We start from the raw sequence: 18202 nt of genomic DNA on the forward strand, positions 1-18202 counted from the left end.
TTTCGGAGTTCTGCAGCGTGTCGGCTGTTGTGCATTGGCCCATCGGCGAAGTTGCGCCCTTGGCGGTCGGTAGTCCGCTCCTTGAGCCAGAGCCGACCAGATTTGCTCAACCTGAGTTCTTCGGCGTTTTGACCCACCACGGACATCGCTGCCCTGTCAAAAAGGGGAGGTGGGTATGATCCTCGCCGAGGCGACGAGATAAGATGGCCGATGATTGACTGATTCGACATCGAGGCCCGCGGCCGCGGAAAAGGACTTCACAATGGCGTCGAGTTCATGTCGCGAAATCACGTCTTCGATGCGGGCGAAGCCGTTCGGCGCTCGCTCTTCTACGAGTTGCATTGCGGCCTCAGGTCCGAGATTCCGATTTCGCAAGATGAGGTCATTCATCGTCGGCCGCCGCTCTGCGTCATAGCGTTTCAAAGCGGCGACAGGGTCAACAGTCTCGATCAGGGCGCGCGCCAGGGTCCGAGCATCCAGGATCGCCTGCGAGCCTGCCTGCCCCCCGACCGGCTGCATTGGATGTGCCGCGTCGCCAAGCAGCGTGACGCGGCCAAACGACCAGGCTGGAACTGGGTCGCGATCGACGAGTGGAAACTCAAAGATGCTAGGCGATCGTTCAATAAGCGTCGGGAAGTCAAGCCAAGGAAATCGCCAGCGCTCGAATGCCGAAAGCACCTTCTCCTTCTCGACGCGTCGATTCCAGTTTTCCGGCAGTTGCGCCTGACCTGGCACTGTCATTTGACAGATCCAGTTGGTGAGCAGCTTTCCTCCTGCTACCTTGCGGATCGGATAGACGATAATTCGCTGATCGAAATGGCCCGCAATGACTATTGTCTGACCGTCGAGGAACGGTTCGGCTTCCACCGCCGCACGCCACAGGATTTGATGCGCGAAGCGTGGCTCTCCTTCATCGGGATAGACCTGACGGCGCACGGCGGAATGAATGCCGTCGGCGCCCACAAGGATATCGGCCTCTTCAACCCGTTCAGAACCAGATTCCCCGTCACTGAAACGAGCCCGTACACTCTCCCCGCGTTGCTCGAAGCTTCTGAGTTTTGCCCCCGTGCGGATATTTCCGTCACCGATCCGCTCGCGCGCCGCCCGAAGCAGCACAGATTGCAGCTCTCCACGATGGATTGAAATCTGCGGCCAGCGATATCCCGCTGCCAGCCCCCGCGGCTCACTATGGATCAATTGCCCGATCTTGTTGCAGAGATTCAGGCGCCGCGTGCCGATACCTATATGTGCAAGAGAGTCGCCAAGTCCAAGCTCCGTCAGCTCGCGGACCGCCGACGGCTGCAGATTGATCCCGACGCCAAGCGGCAAGGGATCACGCACTGCTTCATAGACGCAGCCGCGTATTCCAGCCTGATGCAGGCTGAGCGCAAGGCTCAGCCCGCCGATTCCGCCTCCGGCGATGATGACCTGCGCAGGCTTCATTTTGCTGCCACGCGAGGGTCCCTGACGTTGTTGAAGGTCTCGAACTCGGCATTGCGCAGCTCGCCATTCACCTTCTCGACCCTCCGGATGTAGATGTTGTGCATGACCTCGCCGCTCTTGCTGTCGATGGAGATAGGACCGCGCGGGCTTTCCCATGTCATGCCCCTCATCGCGGCAACCAGGGCCGTGCCGTCAGTCGAGCCGGCCGTCTTCGCCAGCGCGGCATAGATCAAGTGCATGCCATCGTAGCCGGAGACCGCCATGAAGTTCGCGCGCACCCTCGCTTCCTTCTCGTAGGCCGCCGTGAACGCCTTGTTCACGGCGGAGGGATGGGCCGCGGAATAGAAATGCGCGGTGACCGTGCCTAGCACGGCGTCGCCCATGTTTTGCAGCGCTTCATCGTCAGTGAGGTCGCCGGGACCGATCAATGCGATGCCAGCCTTCTCGAGACCACGCTCCACGAATTGCCTGGCGAAAACCGCGGCCTGCGTGGAGGGAATGAACACGAACAGCGCCTGCGGGGCGGCGTCCTTGACGCGCTGCAGGAACGGCGCGAAGTCAGGGCTGCGGAGCGGTACGCGGATTGCCTCGGCGATTTGGCCACCGGCCGCCTTGTAGTTGTTGGTGAAAGTTTCCTCTGCCTCAAGCCCGGGCGCGAATTCGGTGACGAGCGTCACCGCCTTGCCGAGCCCGTTTTTCGCCGCCCAGTCTGCGAGGATAGCCGAGGATTGGGCCAGCGTGCAGCTTGTGCGTACAAAGAACCGCGACTTCTCGACCACCGCTGTGGTGCTTGAAATCATGATCACCGTGGGCTTCTGCGCTTCAGTGAGGAGCGGCGCGCTGGGCATAAGGTCGGCTGTCAGGCTACCCCCGATTACATCGACCTTCTCGTTGACGACGAGTTCCTGAATCAAGCGCTTGCCGGTTTCGCCGGACGAGGCATCATCCCTGACGATCAGTTCGACGCGCTTCCCGGCCACTGTCTCGCCGTGCTGCTTGATGTAGAGGCGCGCACCGGCGAGCACCTGTTGCCCTGCGGCGGCCAACGGCCCGGTCATCGGCATGACCATCCCGATCCTCACGGTGCCCTGCGCGCCGGCATTGCCGATTGCGGCGATCGAGACTGCCACAACGGCAGCCGAAAGAATGGAACTCCTTGGCATGGCTGCCTCCATCATCAGGATAGGCGCGCCCCCGGTCGGCAATTATCGCCGACTACGGGTTGAAATACTGACATTCCCCGCTGTAGTGTAAAAGTCGGTTTTGTGGACATCCCTGTAGCCCGTAGACTAAGGGGGCGAGATGGATTGGTCGGACCGGATCGGCCGCCGCATCAAGCTGCGCGACCTTCACGTGGTGCTTGCTGTAGCAGAATCGGGCAGCATGGCGAAAGCATCGCAGAAACTCGCGATCTCCCATCCGGTTGTATCCAAGACGATCTCTGATCTCGAGCATACGCTTGGGGTGAAGTTGTTCGATCGCTCCTCGCAGGGGGTTGAACTAACTAGCTACGGGGCGGCTCTGCTCAAATGCGGCGTTAGCGTGTTCGACGAGATGCGGCAAGGACTGAAGCAGATCGAATTCCTCCGCGATCCGACGTCCGGTGAACTGGCGGTCGGTTGTCCTGAGATCATGAACGCCGGTATCATGCCTGCGATTTCCGAACGCCTCCTGCAGCAGCACCCGCGCGTGCAGTTGCGGGTGGTTCATGCGGACCTGGCGCTGTCCGAATTTAATCCGCTGCGTGAGCGCAAGGTCGAACTTCTGGTTGGGCGGCTGCCCGATCCATTCGTCGAGGATGACCTGACGTTCGAGCCTCTGGTGCAGGAGCCGTTTGTCGCAGTCGTCGGCGCGAACAGCCCGTGGGCACGCCGGCGCCGCGTCGAGCTTGCCGACCTAATGGAGGAGTCCTGGGTGCTTCCTCCGCAAGGCAGCACTCCGGGCGGAATTATCTCGGGAATTTTCACTGCCAGCGGTTTAAAATCGCCGCGGCCGGGGATCGCGACACTCTCAATCCAACTGACCACAACACTGATCGCGACAGGTAAATTCGTTGGCATTCTGCCAAACTCCGTTGCGAAATTCAGTTCCCGAAGCGTTGGACTGAAAATCTTGCCTTCGAGAATTCCGACCACCCATTATGCAATCGCGATTCTCACGGTGAAAAACCGCACTCCGGGTGTGTTGGCGCAGTTGTTCATCGAACATGCGAGAGCTGTGGCAAAATCGTTGACGACCTGATTTGAGTGTCCGCTTTTATCAACGGGTTCCTCATCCGTTTTGAATTCGTAAATGACTGCTTCGCGTCAGCTTGGTGCGACGATTCATGTCGGCTCCTGGCATCGGCCCGGTCACGGCCCTTTGCTTCCTTGCGACGATCGATGACCCCGCTCGCTTCAAGAGATCACGAAGCGTTGGTGCCTACGCAGGGTTAACGACCCGCCGATACGCATCCGGCGAGATTGACTGGACGGGCCGAATCTCGAAATGCGGCGATAAGATGCTGCGAAGCGACCTCTACGAGGCGGCCAACTGTGCTGCTCACGCGCGTAGCAAAATGGTGAGCACTCAAAGGATGGGGCATTCGGCTTGCGAAACGGAGCGGGCTACGCAAAGCCAAGGTTGCAGTTGCCCGAAAACTTGCTGTCATTCTGCATCGGATGTGGATCGATGGCACCGAATTTAAATGGTCATCAAAGGATTCTGCTGATCAGCCTGCATAACAGATAACGAGTTCCCGCCGAACAGCGGGAGCGAACGTCCCTGCCGGGACGCTGGCGTTGGTGAGATCGCTCCTGGCTTTGCGGTGCTCGAAAGGGCAAAGCGCGCTTCACACATTGATCCGCTAACGTCATCTTACGCCATCATGCGGAGGGCACGCCCCTACCGCGGAGAGAACCATGGACGCGGCAAGGACTTTCAAGGAGAGCTTGACCTCACGCCCGGGATTAGAGAACAGCCAAGACCCAAAGCCACAGGGCATCTCGTTAGCCAATTTCAGCTGATAACCCAAATCCGACAAAGGCGCCCTTTGATCTAAGTCAAAGAGACGCTCCAAAGCCCATTGTTGTTTTATTTGCCCGTGCAACCTGAGCGAACCATGGCAATCCCCCGGAAAACGCATGCGGCATGGCCTGCGGTCGAGGCGCAGCAATGATGCAGCGTCAAAGCAGCTTAGATACGTGTCAGGCACACGGAGAACACATATGTTCAAGCCATCCAAAACCCATGCTGCGATTATGCTGGTACTTCCCGTACTGGCTTCTGCGTGTGGATCGGCCGCCGCGGCGGTTCGCGTCGAGGGCCAGGTGCGAGCGGGCGCTGGCGGACTCGCGAATTCGGCAGTCACGCTTTGGGCCGCGAGCGCAGGAGAGCCCAGACAATTGACGCAGGCAAGAACAGATGGTGACGGCAATTTCGTGCTCACCAGCCAGGAAACGCCCGCCGCGGATGTGATTTTGTATGTCCTCGCCAAGGGCGGCGAAGCGACGGTCAACAAGGGCGGCGGCGACAACCCTGCGGCCGCGATGCTCGCCATGCTGGGCAATGCGCCGCCAAGCAAGGTCGTGATCAACGAGATGACGACGGTAGCGTCAGTATGGACAGCAAATCAATTCATCGACGGGACCGCCATTAAAGGCAACTCGTTAGGCCTCAAGATCGCTGCCAGCAACGTCCCGAACTTTGTCAATCTGCAAACCGGTGGCTGGGGTGGGGCTATCCAAGATGTGCTCAATAGCTCGGCAACGACAACCATGGCGAACTTCGCCACGCTCGCCAGCCTGACGGCTGGCTGCACCACGCGCATCAGGCCGGATGCATGTGAACGTCTGTTCGCTGCAACGACGCCACCCGATGGTAAAGCGGCCACCGATACACTCGGCGCACTGCAGTCGGTCGCGCGCAATTCTGCGTATCGGCCCGAAAGGCTGTTTGCACTTTTGGATGTGTTCTACCCAATCCCCCAAGGCAAAAACTTACGGCGACCGCCTTACATGCCGTATCTGAACTATGCGCCGACCGCTTGGACGCTGCCGCTGAAATTCACCGGCGGCGGATTGAGCGCGCCAGGCAAAATTATGTTTGACTCTGAAGGGAATGCCTGGACGGGCGTCAACTTCATCGTAGGTACTCAGGCATCAGACGATCTGTGGGATGGCAACCTGTCGAAATTCGCCTCCAATGGCAAAGCACTTTCGCCCGAAACGACAGGGTATCAAGGCGGAGGTGTCGAAGGCCCGGGCTTTGGCACCGCAATAGATGCCAACGACAACGTGTGGGTTACCAGCACGGGCGGAAGGACGATTTCGCTTTTTGACAAGAGCGGCAAGCCACTTTCTCCTGCTGATGGATACAACTTCGGTGGGCAGCTTGGGATCATGCAGGGTATCATCGTTACGCCGAACGGGGACGTTTGGGCGCTCGACTTTGAGAAGGACCAGGTGGTCCATTTGCCCAACGGCGATGCGAGCAAAGCAAAATTCTTTTGCCGATCTACCGACGGAAAACCTAATAAAGACAGTCCGTGTAAGCTAAATGGCCCTTTCCATCTTGCGATCGATCAACAGGATCGCATCTGGATTACCAATGCGATTGGTGACACAGTCACGCGTTTTCCTGCAAACGATCCGAGCAAAGTCGAAGTGCTGCCCACGGGCGGGCACAGCGGAAAAGGTATGGCAATCGATAGTCTCGGCAATGCCTGGATCACCAATACGGCGGGGACCGGACTTGATCTTAGAGTGAAATTGAAGCTGCTGGAGCTGAAGCTCACCGGACAGATGAGCCAGCTACATCGTGTGGTCTTCGACTATTTGCACGGTAACTCCGCCCTCGGAAATATTTCAATGTTGCGTCCTGACGGGACCCCTGCACCAGGATCGCCATTCCATGGTGGCGGCACCTGGGGATCTTGGGGAGTCGTTATCGATGGCAACGATCAGGTCTGGAGTTCGAACTTCGGCGGCGCTTCCATTACGCACCTTTGTGGCGCGCGCACCGAGACCTGCCCACCAGGGATGAAAACGGGAGACCCAATTTCACCGGCCGGCGGCTATGTGGGCGGCGGAATGCAGCCGCTGACCGACATCGCCCTCGACCCGGCTGGCAACGTTTGGGTTGCAGACAATTGGCAGCGTCCACAGAGTTGTTTCGCTCCATATGCAAACGAAGCGACCTCAACGCTCTGTGGCGGGAATGGACTGACGGTATTCTACGGCATGGCCAAGCCTGTGCGCGCGCCACAGATCGGTCCCGCCCGCGCGTATTGAAAGTGGAGCGACGCACTGTTGCCCGGAAGGAACTGGAGGCGTTCCGCTGACGCCCTGAGGCGGCATACGATGTCGCCTTCTGGCGACATATTGCAGCCGCGGGACTTAAACTAATGGGGCGAACCGGACCTATTCGGCCCTGCCGTCATGCGTGACAGCGACGCTACCGAGGCGGACATTTTCGGCTAGGTCCCGATACAAGAAACGTCTGGGTCGGAATAAGCGGCTACTGCAAACATTGGGCTGGCCATGGAAATTCTGACGCACTACCCTCTGCTCTTGTTCGTGGCTTCGTTCGTGGCGCTATCGATCGTCGCAGCAGCAGCTTCCTGGTTGCGCGGGCGTTATCGGGACATCGACAATGAACATAACGAGCATCTGGGTGTCATCCTTGCGGCCACCCTGACGCTGCTCGGCCTGATCATCGGCTTCAGTTTTTCAATGGCGATGACTCGCTATGACCAGCGCAAGAATTTCGAGGAGGCGGAGGCCAACGCCATCGGAACTGAAATGTTGCGTGCCGACTTTCTGCCTGCTGCGGATGCCGCAAACGTCCGCAAGCTTCTTGCTGAATACACCCGCCTACGAATCCAGTTCTACCTCAACAAAAACGACGATCAGCGCAAGTGGATCAACGAGCGGACGGCTCAGTTGCAGGCGGATCTCTGGTCTGCAGTCCGCGCTTCGTCGGCAACACAGCCAGCGCCGGTCGAGGCGCTGGCGCTTGCCGGCATGAATGACGTGATCAACTCGCAAGGCTATACGCAGGCGGCATACTGGAACCGGATCCCAATCGCCGCGTGGTATCTCATGGCGATCATCGCGCTATGTTCCAACGCGCTGATGGGCTATCGGTCGCGAAGCGGCAAGGCCGGGCGAGGGCTCGTGTTCGTGCTGCCGCTGATCGTTTCGTTTGCGTTCCTTTTGATCGCCGATATCGATGCTCCGCGGCATGGCTTGATCGAGGTCCGGCCGCAGAATCTGGAAAGCCTGGCGAAGACCCTTGGTGGTTAAGTGCAGGTCATGCACGCCCACACATCGCCCGTAGCACGCAGCAAAGGGTTGAAATGGGCCTTGTTTCCCTGTGCGGCCTCTGCTCATAGGCCGACGAGATAAAGCGCGTAGATCACCGCCATGAGAGCGTCGCCAATGGCCATCATTGATGCGGTCGGCCGCTGCCGCAGGGGTGTCCCGAGCACACACGCTGCGAACACTGCCTTTTCTACTAGGGCAAACAAAACTGCGGCTTGACGTATCGCCGGATCAAAGGCGGAGCGCACCAGGAGCGCGCCGACGCAGAACAGCAGCAACCCCCAGTGTCGCGCCAACACCATACTCGCGGCGCCAGCCGGTATCTCTCCGAACGTACGATGAAGGACCCAGGATGGGGCAATGAACTGCACAAGCATTGTCGCAGTAAGCGCTCCCGTCACTATGAGGATGACCTCAATGTTGAACGTAATCACGGTGATGTCGATTCAGTTCTCAACGTAAGGCATGGGATCGACGAATTCTTCGTCGCTGCCGTCCCAGTGCTCTTCTCGTTGTTCTTTGATCGCGCCATCGTTGAAATCGAGGAAATACCGCGCGATAAGTTGACCCGGGTCAAAAGCGGTGAATTGCCCGTCCTCGTCGTACGTTCCGAGCCAGGTCTTGCCGAGAAAAATGGGTCCGTACTTGCCTCGTACAGCCACCTGCACGTCGTAACACTGAATCTTAGTGAGGATCAGTTCCAGCCAGTACGGTCTTGTTTGCGGGTGCGCATAGTTCAGAACCACGACATTCGATGTCGTGTCTACAGCCAAGGGATCGCTGTCAAGAAGCATCGTATCAAATCTGGCCATTGGTACGATCGGAGAACGCGGCAGCGTCAAAGATTCCTTGATTCGGTTTCTGCCTTCGGAAACGCTCCTGTTGTTGGACGGGAAAAATACCTTGCCTCGCCAATTCCGCCCTACGATGTACTCCAAGGCATCGTGAACGAGTTGCTTGCTGTCGATTTTGAAATACCTGCTGTTGATCGTCAGATAGTTGAGCGCTTTTGGAATGAGACTGCTAAAATCTAGCAGGGGAACACCGGTGCCTGCCGCAAGGCCTACCGGCAACGCGTCCATAGTCAGGCCCTTATTGAACAGATCGTCCAGTTCATTGAATTGCTTTCCCTGAGCCATCTTTTGAAGCGTCCACACTGTAAGGCCATCCGCCCCGGTTTGGAGACTGGGATCGCCATGGTTGTAGGGCGCTACCGCGACCAATCGGTTCGGCTTTCTCGTCTTACGCTTCACCTTGGCAGCCGATCGGTTAGAGGCCCTCGTCTTCGTCGCTTTGGTGGCGGGGTTACCGGCCTTCCGCTTCACTTTAGGCGCGAGCTTACTGCTCCTCTGCTTCTTCATACTGGCCTCCTGCCGCCGCTTTGGCTTTCACCACGCCTAGTGTTTAAGCGGATCATCGCGCAAACTATCTCGCGCGGAATCTCTCATTACCTCCAGCGTCGATTGTGCCGGGGATGAGTGTGGCTTAACGTCTTAGTCAGTCAACATGACCAATCGAACATCTGAAGCGGTGGCACGTTGGCAGTGGCACAACCTTCCTTTGTTGATCTAGATCAATGGCGGCCGGTGGCTGTTGCTTGCGCGCGTTGCCGGTCATTTTTTAAGGCTTTGTTGGGCCCCTTTGCCTAATCCGTTCAACGATCTGGGCGTCTTTCGGCACCATCGGAGCTATCTTCCGAGGGGCTCGACTTTCGCCAGCATATCGGGGGCGCGGCTCACTCGGTAGCTTCCATCGCTGCACTTGATACCCAGACATCATGATCGGCCCGGGACCGCTTCCTGTCCTTTGTCGCTCCGAGAGCCTTCTAACATTTGAATCCTTGCGTGCGAATTTGTGCGGCGAGCATCTCTGCACGGTCTCCTAGGCAGCCTGCACGGACGTTCCGCCGACTGCCATAACGCCAGCCAGCCCGCAGGCCGACAAAAACAACGTGCGACGAGATTTCATATCCCTCGGCTCCCTCGGCGCGTCGCCCGAGATCATCCAAGTTGGGCTCATTTGCATCCTCCATGATCAAAATTGGAGGAACAAGTCTGGCTTAACACCGGCGAGGAACATTGATGGGGATCAACCTTGACCACCGGCCTGGAGCTGTTGTCTCCTTGGCGTCAATCGCGACGGTTTGGCCGGTTTAATTTAGGTCCGGTCTACCCCTGATTGTGTTGCAAAACTCCCGTTGAGACGACTCGCGTTCCGTGATTCCGTTGATTCTGAGGATCATTGGCGGGGGAGCGGTGCATGATGGGTCGGCGGGAGAACGGCCAAGGTCAGTTCTTCTATTCGTTTGACTTGGACAAGGTGGTCCCTCCGACCATTTGGTTCGCCAGATCGATCGCGTACTCGATCTAGGCTGGGTCCACGACGAGCTTGCACCTTATTATTCGCATACGGGCCGGCCTTCGATCGATCCGGTGCTGATGATCCGGATGCTGTTGGTGGGCTATGTTTTTGCAATCCGCTCAGAGAGACGGATTTGCGCCGAGATACAGGTGAACCTGGCCTATCGCTGGTTCTGCAAGCTCGGGATCGAAGACAAGATACCTGACCATTCCGTGTTCTGCCGTGCGCGACAGGAACGCTTCCGCGAGAGTGACGCCTTGCGGCGGGTCTTCGAGGGTGTAGCGGGTATGAGCATTGCGGCCGGGCTGGTCGGCGGCGAGGCGTTTTCCGTCGATGCGAGCCTGATCAAGGCGGACGTCGACAAGAAGAAGCGAATGCCGGGTGATCAGCCGATTGCCTGGCCGAAGGCAGAAGAAGCTTCCCATGCGGTCCGCGAGTATCTCGCCGTCCTCGATGCCGGCAATGATCAGGATCGCGGACGAGACGACGACGGCCCCGGTGAAGGAGGCCAACCACGCACGCCTCCCAAGGAGGTCTCGCTGACCGATCCGCAAGCAACCTGGGTTGCGAGGCCGGGTGTCGATCCTTTCTTCGCTTATGATGCAAACTATCTGATCGATAACAAAGCTGGCATCATCATGGATGCCGTAGGTACGCGAGCGAACCGATCGATCGAGATCGCGGTCACCCAGACCATGGTGGACCGTGTCGATCGCCGCTTCAATCTGCGGCCCAAAAGGCTCGCGTGCGGCACGGTCTATGGCGCAGTCAAGCTGCTCAAATGGCTGACAGATCGCAACATCACACCGCACGTTCCCGTTTGGGACAAATCGGTACGCTCCGATGGCAAGTTCAGCAGGGCAGGCTTCGTCTTCGACCAGGCCCGCAATGTCTATGTTTGTCCAGGTGGAGCCGAACTGAGCAGCACAGGCAACATCGACCAAGGCCATACAGTTTATTACAGAGCCAGCAAGAATGATTGCTCGCGCTGCTTGCTGAAGCCCAAGTGCACCACGGCCGTGGCGCGCAAAGTGACCCGCGACCTCAATGAAGAACTGCGCGATCAAGTCCGGGCTTTGGCCAATACCGAGGCCTTCCAGCAGTCGCACCGCGAGCGCAAGAAGGTCGAGATGCGATTTGCCCACATGAAAAGGATTCTCAAGCTCGACCGGTTCCGGCTGCGCGGCTTGAGTGGCATCAAGGATGAGGTCTTGCTGACGGCAACCGCGCAGAACCTGCGGCGGCTCGCCAGACTCCTCAACCACGCACCACCGCCTTTGACGGTGCACTGCCTTGCGTAGGTGTCCCGTGATGAGTTCAGAGCGTCAAAGACCCCAAAAGGGGTGCGATCGACGAACGCTCAGACTTGAAACCACCGCCCGCCATCGAGGCTCAAGGAGTTTTGCAACAGAATACCCCTGACACCCGACATATCCTCGGCCGTGGGATGTGGCAGTCATTCGCGAATGCAAAGGCCGCCAATTGAGGCAGAGACCGCGCGGGCGGACCCACTTCTCAGCGGCGATGTTTTTTCGGCTTTAACGATGCAGCCGGCGCCGTCATTTGTGCGCGGACATCGCCCAAGCCTGATGCCGATGCCACTGGCGTTTCGACTTCCCGGCGCGGCCACGTAAAATCGTCAGCGCGACCGGCCGGCGGCGACAAAGGCTCACCTTTGATCATGACCCGCGCGGCAAGCGCGTCGACCGCGGCCGGCGGCGCCTCCGGACCCCCGAGCAATTGGTCGCTGTTAATGGTGGCGGCGACCAGCGGCACGACCGGCCCCGCCAGCGGACGCGGCGCGGGCTGACCGGGGGCTACCTTGGAGTCGGGGATCGCAGGCTCGGTGGGTAGCGCAATCGTCCCCGAGCGCGCAGCGAGAAGACGGCTGATTTCGCGCTCGACATAGTGGGCGAGTTTGCGCGCTCCGGGCTTGGTGAAATAAACGCCATCAGAGGTGCGCAACTGGCGGATCTGGCCTTCGAAATCGGGGCCCTTCTGCAGGAGGGCCCCGGTCTCGTCGACAAATCCGTCCCAGATATCTACATAGGTGATCCCCGCGCGCCCCGCGGCGTCGCGGTAGAGCGCGTCGAGAAACAGCATGTCCAAGGTGCTCTTCTGTCCGAGGATCGCGGGCAACCCCACCCAGACCACCGGCACGCCCTTCGACTTCACGACCGCGATCATCTCGTCAATCTTCTTGCTGTAGAGCACACCCCAGCGGTCGTCGCGAAACTCAGAGATGCCATTCGGCGAACGCGTGCTCTTTTCCAACGCCACCCGCGGCGCGTCGGCATTCTCTGCATCGTCGGCCGCCAATTCGCTGTCGGCGGCCTTGCCGTCGGGTTTGGCCGCGTCGTTGCCCGCATTCTCCTTCGACTTCGCATCTGCGGGCTTTTTGTCTGGCTTACGCGCGCTCTTGTCGCTCTTCTTGTCGGCTGGCTCGTCGCTCTTCTGGGCGGCCGGCTCGCGGATCGCCATACGATCGCTGAGACCTAGCATCACCACGATGACGTCGGGTTTTTCGTTGGCGAGGATGTTCCTTGCAGCGGCCGTCCAATCGGCAGGCGCGCCCTTGGGCTGGTACTGGATCAGACCGGAGATGGTTTTCACCTTCCGGATCACGCCGACGGCGGGCTGCTCGGCGTAGGCGTCCTCAAGGCCGTAAGCGAGCCAGTCGGCCATGGCATCGCCGAGCACGAGCACATTGCGTTCGGGAACCGTGTCGCGCTTTTCGGGCGGCGGCGCCCTCGAAAAATCCTCGCGCACGGGCGTCCGGACCCTCCGCCTTTCCCACCGAGGCTGGGGCGCGGGCTGCTGAAACGGACTAAATGTGTCGTTACCAAACCAGCCGCCGAACCCGCCGCCACCGCGTTGTGGCGGCGGCCGCTGCTGAAATCCGCCAAAATTGAAAAACTGCGCCGAGGCGGGTCCGCCAACGCCGAGCACCGCCGCAATTGCCAACGCGATCAGCGGGCGGCTTCCGGTCAAGACGCCAATTTTGTTTGACTTGTCGAACACGTTCTTTAACCGCAATAAGACCCCAACATCGTATCACTAAGGCTCTGTGACGAGTCTCAGATCACCGTGATGTGCGTTTCGTCAATTCGGACAAGTCGCGCATGCAGATTTCCGCCGCGGAACGTACGCTTTTTTGGTGAACGCCTGCCCTTGCTCACTTCTCCTGATGATCGCTTGCTGCACCGAGTCTGAACTCGTAAGCGCCGCTCAAGATAATCTGTACGACGCTGTTCTTGACTCGGCACCGTTGCAGCCTCGGCTGGAAGAATCGACTGCGATGGCACTGTCGGCTGGATCAACGTTTGCGACTGGAGCGCATCCGAAGGATGGCGTGCCTTGCACGGCCCCTTAAGCGAGGGCGTCCATCACTCGGTGCATCGCCGGATGAGACCGATTCTTGACCTTGATCCAGTATTTCGATCGGCCGGCCTGATAGGGTCGATCCCGGTGCTTGGGGCCGATGCCCTCCAAGCCCATTCTACAGGCCGCCCGAAATAGGTCCGGCCCGATCTCGCCTTGCTCAAACGGGCTGACGAAGATGCGTTCTGGACGACGCGCGAGCAGGCGCCGGAGAGCATTCTTTCGAAGGTGGAGGGGTAGCTTGCGGAGATCGTCACCGCTCTCGACCAGGAGGTCGAATGCGCAGAGCTGAACCTCCTCGTCATGCTGCCGGCTATGCAGGGCGTTGAAATCCGGGACGCCTTCCACGCCAAGCACGACGGCTTCCCCATCCAGGACAAAGCGATTCCGGCGGATCTTGCGGGCTGCCTCAATGATCCATGGAAAGCGGGCGGTCCAGTCGTAGCCATTGCGCGAGAACAGCCTGACACGATCGCCGTCACGATCAATCCTGACGCGGTATCCGTCCATCTTGACTTCGAGGAGCCATTCGAGGCCGTCTGGCACGGCTTTAGCTGCCGTGGCAGGCAAAATTCGAAGGATCTGCGCATGAGCGGCATGCTATGCGCGGAGAGCCGAAATGCGAGTCTTCAGAGCGGCAAAAGAGGAACGGGACTTCGGCCGACGAGGAGGGCCGTTGCTCGTCAGGGAACTAGCGCCACGGTCGCCAGTTGAATGACCAGTCTTGCGTGGATGATCCTTTCGCAAGACTGTCGCCCGAAACTAAGCTCCAGCTCGCTCCCCCCGTGGGCTGGAGCATTCCTTTTTTCGTCTTCGGCGGCTCCCGGGTGCCACTCGGAATTGCCCTGAAGGTGGCCTTACTGCCGTTCGATGATGGGGGGCTGCGCGTGACTCCCTGGCAGAGTGGCCGTGTCTTTGACCTGAGCCCTTTGCGCTTTATCGAAGAGGTCTAGCGCCATAATGTGCATCGCCCGGGCTTTCTCCGGGTCCGGTTCTGTTAACGCCAGGCGTGATGCGAGTTCAGCTTGCTTCAAATAGTACTCGGCAGTCGGCACTTCGTTTTCCCCGCACGTTCCACCTGCTTAAGCGGAAGCTAGGGGCTTAAGTGCCAAAGTGCACATTTGTTCCCGGGCTGCGGGAAATCTTAGCCGGGTCGGACGAATTTGAGGGCCTCAACTTGGTGCTGGCGAAGTTGAGGCCCTCGGTCTCACGTTGTCGAGGCGTGATACCTGGATCAACAACTTAGAACGTCGCGGCGAGTTCCACCTATCTGCATCGGGGCGGCCCGGCCTTGCAGCGCAGAGACGGAGCCAGCTCTTACTTGGAGCCCATGGCCGGACGGCTCCGCCGGCTCGGCAGCGAGCCGCGGGAAGGTAAGCCACGTTCGGCAAAACGGAAACGTGTCGCTGGCGACCTCGGCCGCTTGGCCACAGGATGATGACGCCAATGACTATCGGAGCCAGGCCCAAAAGCCAATGCCACCCAGAACATGGGCTCTTGGAGGATGTAGAGGATTCCGAGCATGCGTAAGCATAGCGGCACCTAAACGCGCGGTCAGTGTGGGGTTGCTCCGTGATAATACGGGCGCGGGGTGACGCCGATCATTGCTGGTCGAACCAGACGGTCTAGACTGATGCCGATCTGCCAAATCGATTCGAAAGAGAAATGGCGAAGTCTTCAAAACTTGTCGTCGCAAAGAAGGGCCGCGTCCTCCTCGTCAGACGACGACGCGACAAGCTCTGGATGTTTCCGGGCGGCCGCAAGCGTGCAGGTGAGAGTGAAAGGAAGTGCCTCCGCCGAGAGATCAAGGAAGAACTGCCGAAGCTCAAGCTGAGCCCGGTGAAGCTCTGGAAGGAAGTGAATGCAAAGAATCGGCGGTCGGGTCGCAAGATGAGTGACGCAATCTTCTTAGCTAAGGACGCGGCGGGCGCCCTGAAGATCGACGACAAGAAGGAGATTGATAAGGCGGTCTGGTGCAAGCCACGAGGAATCAGGCTAACGCCGACTTCGCGGTACATCCGAGACAAGTTGTTTCCGAAGTGAAACGTGCTTGGGCGGCTTTCGTGGAGCTTGAGCCAGCCGCGCTCTACCGCAAACTTGATGCCGGCTCCGAATTCCGCGCCCGTGGACTTGAAACCGTCCTTCGACAGGAACGGCGCGTTGATCTTCTCGATGTAAATGCGGCCGTCCCGGACCGCTCGACGCTCTTGGCGATACTCGATGAGCTTGCGACGCCGGCCTCAACTTGGGTTCGCCTTCCTGTCCTTAACGTGGCGCCCCCGCAACAATAGCGGTGTTCTTTTCTGGAACAGGATTTCTCGACTCAAACTGCGCAGCAAATTCTGGAATCAATCCGATCAACCGGGCCGGAAGTGCCCATTCAATAAACAGTCAATTTTCCCGGACAGGCCGCAGGACCGGAGCTGGCAAACCAATTTTTCCTGTTCGGTAAAATTGGCGAGTAGGTCCTGCGGCCATTTCCCCTTTAGCTTCGCCGGGAAACCTGAAGCGGTAAAGCAGTTGAAGCCCGGCGGCTGGAGGAGGCGCGACGCATCAGGGCGGGCTGGGCCTCCCTTGCCGTTCAGTCGATTAGTACAAGCATCCGAGAATGCCATGTCGTGTAAAGCAGTCGTCTCGGTTTATGTTCGTTTGAGGAACCAGCAGGCCCTGGAAGACATGAGAGATCTTAGGCGCGAATTGCTCCAATCCATGTCTGGCCCGGCAGCCAAGTACGTTCGGGATGATCTCCGATTAATCGAAGATGGGCTGGAAGAGCTCCGCCAGCCCAGGCGTCGGGAGCGCGACTCTCCGGGGCTGCGGGGGCGGTGAAGCTTTATTCTTGGTCGGAAAACTACGGTTGAGGTCCCCCATTGGAGGGGCTCTTGGGTCTTCCGACCTAAGAAGGTGTCGTTCGCCTTGAGAGGGCAGAGCAGCCCCGGCCACGCCTCGGAGGCCATCTCTTCGCTAGCGGAACGGCGATGAAGTTTGGCTTTCTTTTCAAAAGAGAGAGCATTGCTGGAGGCCTCGGCCGGACGCCCAGCCCCTCTGGTCGGGGCCCTTCCGTCGGAGACAAACAACAACGCCGCCCGCTTAAATGCAGCGCGAGCGGCCGCGTAGGCGATGCCGGCACCGCTTTCTTCGCCCCTTCAGCCTCTCGATCGCCTACTGTTTGTCAGGTGTTTCCGGCGCGGCGGGTTCGGCGGCCGGTGTACTGCCCCGGAGCTCTGACGGTGTGACACAATCGCCCGCCCAAAGCTTGGTCCCCTTCACCATTCCCACGAGCTTACAACCCATCGGGGCCATCGGCTGTTTTTGCGGCTTGGCCGCGCGGGCTTTGGGAGGCGCGGTCGCCTTGGGCGCCGCAGTTTGAGCGAAGGCCGATGCCGAAAAGCCAAGAATGGCGGCGGCCAGAATCAGCGGAGTCCTCATGATTCATCCTTCTCCCCAGATTTACTCGTTGGCGTCGGGCGCAGAGCTGATTCGGCGAGATCGTCGGATCAGCAGGCCCAATGCGCCGAGAACAATCAAGACGCCGCCCACGATTATGAGCCAATGCCCAAGCCTCAGCGGCTGGAGTAGCTCACGCGTCCAACCCCTGTTGCTTTTCCAGATTTTGCTGCGCGGTTTGAGTCGAGAAATACTGTTCCAGAATGAACCCCAGCGTCCTAAGTTGAATTTGCTAGTGTCCCAAGGTCCGCTCATGGCGGCAGAGCGGACCAGATTTGCTCAACCAGAGATCTTCTCAGGTTGCCCCAAAGCCGACCCGGAGCTGGGCTCCGCTTGATGCTGGCTGCCAGGTGCCCTCGCCTGGTCGCGCTATAACGACAGGATAGACGACTTACATTCCTGCTAACGGCGGCATATGCTCGCGACCGAACGTTGCTTTGAGGCGTCAAAAGCAACTGGGGAATGTGCATTGCGCACAAATGAGCGACGGAGCGCCCCATGTTCGACCCGGGGGCTGGAAGTGCCCATTCAATAAACAGTCAATTTTCCCGGACGGGCCGCAGGGCCGGAGCTGGCAAAGCAATTTTTCCCGTTCGGTAAAAACGGCGAGTATGCGCCGGATCAACCAACATCTGTTTGCTATGTTGGTACGCGAGCACATGAAGGCCGATCCGTTCTCGGGTGCTGCTTATGTGTTCCGTGCCAAGCGGGCGGACCGGATCAAGCTGATCTTCTGGGATGGTACGAGTTTGTGCCTGTTGGCCAAGCGGCTCGAGTGATGCGTTTGACGGCGGCGGAATTGTCGGCGCTGCTCAAAGGGCTTGATTGGCGGCGTGTCCACGCGTCACGGGAGACGGTCGTCCCGAGACAAGCCGGATAATGTGGGCCGCACTGCGGCGAAGTGAATCAGGGGCATCGAGCACGTCGTCAGGCAGACGCGAATATGCTCTGATTGCCTGTGAGCGATAACCTTCCTGATGATCCCCAGACGCTGAAGGCGATGCTGCTTGCCGAGCGGCACGAGAGCGAGCGGCTGCGACAGATCATCAAGGAGCTGCAGCGTCATCGCTTTGGCCGGAAGGCAGAGTGGCTTCCCGAGGAGCAGATGCTTCTCGGTCTCGAGGACGTCCAACAAGTTGCGGCCTGTACGGAAGCCAACCAAGACGCGACACCTCGAGCGGAGCGCGCACGCAAGCGCCGCAACAATCGCGGAGTCAGCCTTCGGCCATTCGGTCTTGCTCGACTGCGACTACGAATGACGTGCAGTG

The 18202-nt window shown here is 59.1% G+C and carries 12 protein-coding genes and 3 pseudogenes; 8 read left to right on the forward strand and 7 right to left on the reverse strand.

Going from position 1 to position 18202, the window contains the following annotated elements:
* Positions 1 to 156: 156 nt before the first annotated feature.
* Complete coding sequence (locus ACRQ5Q_RS43705) at positions 157 to 1443, reverse strand: flavin-dependent oxidoreductase (RefSeq protein WP_439400428.1); 1287 nt, start codon at positions 1441 to 1443, stop codon at positions 157 to 159.
* Entirely contained in the window at positions 1440 to 2606 is a 1167-nt protein-coding gene (locus tag ACRQ5Q_RS43710; RefSeq protein WP_439400429.1) for an ABC transporter substrate-binding protein, read from the reverse strand. The genes ACRQ5Q_RS43705 and ACRQ5Q_RS43710 overlap by 4 nt, the downstream gene beginning before the upstream one ends.
* Positions 2607 to 2745: 139 nt before the next feature.
* On the opposite strand from ACRQ5Q_RS43710, the gene ACRQ5Q_RS43715 reads away from it, so the two are divergent.
* From ACRQ5Q_RS43715 to ACRQ5Q_RS43730, 4 genes and pseudogenes are all read left to right on the forward strand, one after another.
* Positions 2746 to 3684 (forward strand): LysR family transcriptional regulator, encoded by a 939-nt coding sequence (locus tag ACRQ5Q_RS43715; RefSeq protein ID WP_439400430.1) that lies wholly within the window; start codon positions 2746 to 2748, stop codon positions 3682 to 3684.
* A 76-nt stretch (positions 3685 to 3760) separates the two neighbouring features.
* A pseudogene (locus tag ACRQ5Q_RS43720) lies at positions 3761 to 4166 on the forward strand (transposase); the annotation flags it as partial.
* A gap of 483 nt (positions 4167 to 4649) precedes the next feature.
* Complete coding sequence (locus ACRQ5Q_RS43725; RefSeq protein ID WP_439400431.1) at positions 4650 to 6713, forward strand: hypothetical protein; 2064 nt, start codon at positions 4650 to 4652, stop codon at positions 6711 to 6713.
* Between the two features lie 249 nt (positions 6714 to 6962).
* The gene (locus ACRQ5Q_RS43730; protein WP_439400432.1) at positions 6963 to 7727 is read left to right on the forward strand and encodes a hypothetical protein; all 765 of its coding nucleotides are present in this window, start codon (positions 6963 to 6965) and stop codon (positions 7725 to 7727) included.
* Positions 7728 to 7810: 83 nt separating this feature from the next.
* Here the strand turns inward: ACRQ5Q_RS43730 and ACRQ5Q_RS43735 are convergent, their stop codons facing one another.
* Together ACRQ5Q_RS43735 and ACRQ5Q_RS43740 are read right to left on the reverse strand one after the other, a co-directional pair.
* Positions 7811 to 8179 carry a hypothetical protein gene (locus ACRQ5Q_RS43735; protein ID WP_439400433.1) on the reverse strand — a complete coding sequence of 123 codons (369 nt, stop codon included), beginning with the start codon at positions 8177 to 8179 and terminating at the stop codon, positions 7811 to 7813.
* Positions 8180 to 8191: 12 nt separating this feature from the next.
* Entirely contained in the window at positions 8192 to 9106 is a 915-nt protein-coding gene (locus tag ACRQ5Q_RS43740) for a hypothetical protein (protein ID WP_439400434.1), read from the reverse strand.
* 898 nt (positions 9107 to 10004) lie between these two features.
* Here ACRQ5Q_RS43740 and ACRQ5Q_RS43745 point away from each other — a divergent pair.
* A pseudogene (locus ACRQ5Q_RS43745) lies at positions 10005 to 11407 on the forward strand (IS1182 family transposase).
* A gap of 214 nt (positions 11408 to 11621) precedes the next feature.
* Here the strand turns inward: ACRQ5Q_RS43745 and ACRQ5Q_RS43750 are convergent.
* Both ACRQ5Q_RS43750 and ACRQ5Q_RS43755 read right to left on the reverse strand, forming a co-directional pair.
* The gene (locus ACRQ5Q_RS43750) at positions 11622 to 13127 is read right to left on the reverse strand and encodes an SGNH/GDSL hydrolase family protein (protein WP_439400435.1); all 1506 of its coding nucleotides are present in this window, start codon (positions 13125 to 13127) and stop codon (positions 11622 to 11624) included.
* A gap of 348 nt (positions 13128 to 13475) precedes the next feature.
* A complete protein-coding gene (locus tag ACRQ5Q_RS43755) occupies positions 13476 to 14033 on the reverse strand; it encodes an ATP-dependent DNA ligase (protein ID WP_439400436.1) in 558 nt (185 codons plus the stop codon).
* 1119 nt (positions 14034 to 15152) lie between these two features.
* Here ACRQ5Q_RS43755 and ACRQ5Q_RS43760 point away from each other — a divergent pair.
* Positions 15153 to 15530 carry an NUDIX hydrolase gene (locus ACRQ5Q_RS43760; RefSeq protein WP_439400437.1) on the forward strand — a complete coding sequence of 126 codons (378 nt, stop codon included), beginning with the start codon at positions 15153 to 15155 and terminating at the stop codon, positions 15528 to 15530.
* Positions 15531 to 16649: 1119 nt separating this feature from the next.
* Here the strand turns inward: ACRQ5Q_RS43760 and ACRQ5Q_RS43765 are convergent.
* Positions 16650 to 16916: a hypothetical protein gene (locus tag ACRQ5Q_RS43765; RefSeq protein ID WP_439400438.1), complete on the reverse strand. Its 267-nt coding sequence runs from the start codon at positions 16914 to 16916 to the stop codon at positions 16650 to 16652.
* Positions 16917 to 17413: 497 nt separating this feature from the next.
* On the opposite strand from ACRQ5Q_RS43765, the gene tnpB reads away from it, so the two are divergent.
* Both tnpB and ACRQ5Q_RS43775 read left to right on the forward strand, forming a co-directional pair.
* Complete coding sequence (gene tnpB / locus ACRQ5Q_RS43770) at positions 17414 to 17713, forward strand: IS66 family insertion sequence element accessory protein TnpB (protein ID WP_439400439.1); 300 nt, start codon at positions 17414 to 17416, stop codon at positions 17711 to 17713.
* A gap of 221 nt (positions 17714 to 17934) precedes the next feature.
* Positions 17935 to 18147, forward strand: a pseudogene (locus ACRQ5Q_RS43775) (transposase domain-containing protein); the annotation flags it as partial.
* Positions 18148 to 18202: the final 55 nt, after the last annotated feature.

Source organism: Bradyrhizobium sp. PMVTL-01 (assembly GCF_051861855.1).
Lineage (GTDB): Bacteria > Pseudomonadota > Alphaproteobacteria > Rhizobiales > Xanthobacteraceae > Bradyrhizobium.

Excerpts from the sequence above, each read along its gene's own strand:
- ACRQ5Q_RS43730 (WP_439400432.1), top strand. The coding sequence starts at position 6,963 with ATGGAAATTCTGACGCACTACCCTCTGCTCTTGTTCGTGGCTTCGTTC.
- ACRQ5Q_RS43765 (WP_439400438.1), bottom strand. The coding sequence starts at position 16,916 with ATGAGGACTCCGCTGATTCTGGCCGCCGCCATTCTTGGCTTTTCGGCA.
- ACRQ5Q_RS43705 (WP_439400428.1), bottom strand. The coding sequence starts at position 1,443 with ATGAAGCCTGCGCAGGTCATCATCGCCGGAGGCGGAATCGGCGGGCTG.
- ACRQ5Q_RS43740 (WP_439400434.1), bottom strand. The coding sequence starts at position 9,106 with ATGAAGAAGCAGAGGAGCAGTAAGCTCGCGCCTAAAGTGAAGCGGAAG.
- tnpB (WP_439400439.1), top strand. The coding sequence starts at position 17,414 with ATGAGCGACGGAGCGCCCCATGTTCGACCCGGGGGCTGGAAGTGCCCA.
- ACRQ5Q_RS43760 (WP_439400437.1), top strand. The coding sequence starts at position 15,153 with ATGGCGAAGTCTTCAAAACTTGTCGTCGCAAAGAAGGGCCGCGTCCTC.
- ACRQ5Q_RS43725 (WP_439400431.1), top strand. The coding sequence starts at position 4,650 with ATGTTCAAGCCATCCAAAACCCATGCTGCGATTATGCTGGTACTTCCC.
- ACRQ5Q_RS43715 (WP_439400430.1), top strand. The coding sequence starts at position 2,746 with ATGGATTGGTCGGACCGGATCGGCCGCCGCATCAAGCTGCGCGACCTT.
- ACRQ5Q_RS43710 (WP_439400429.1), bottom strand. The coding sequence starts at position 2,606 with ATGCCAAGGAGTTCCATTCTTTCGGCTGCCGTTGTGGCAGTCTCGATC.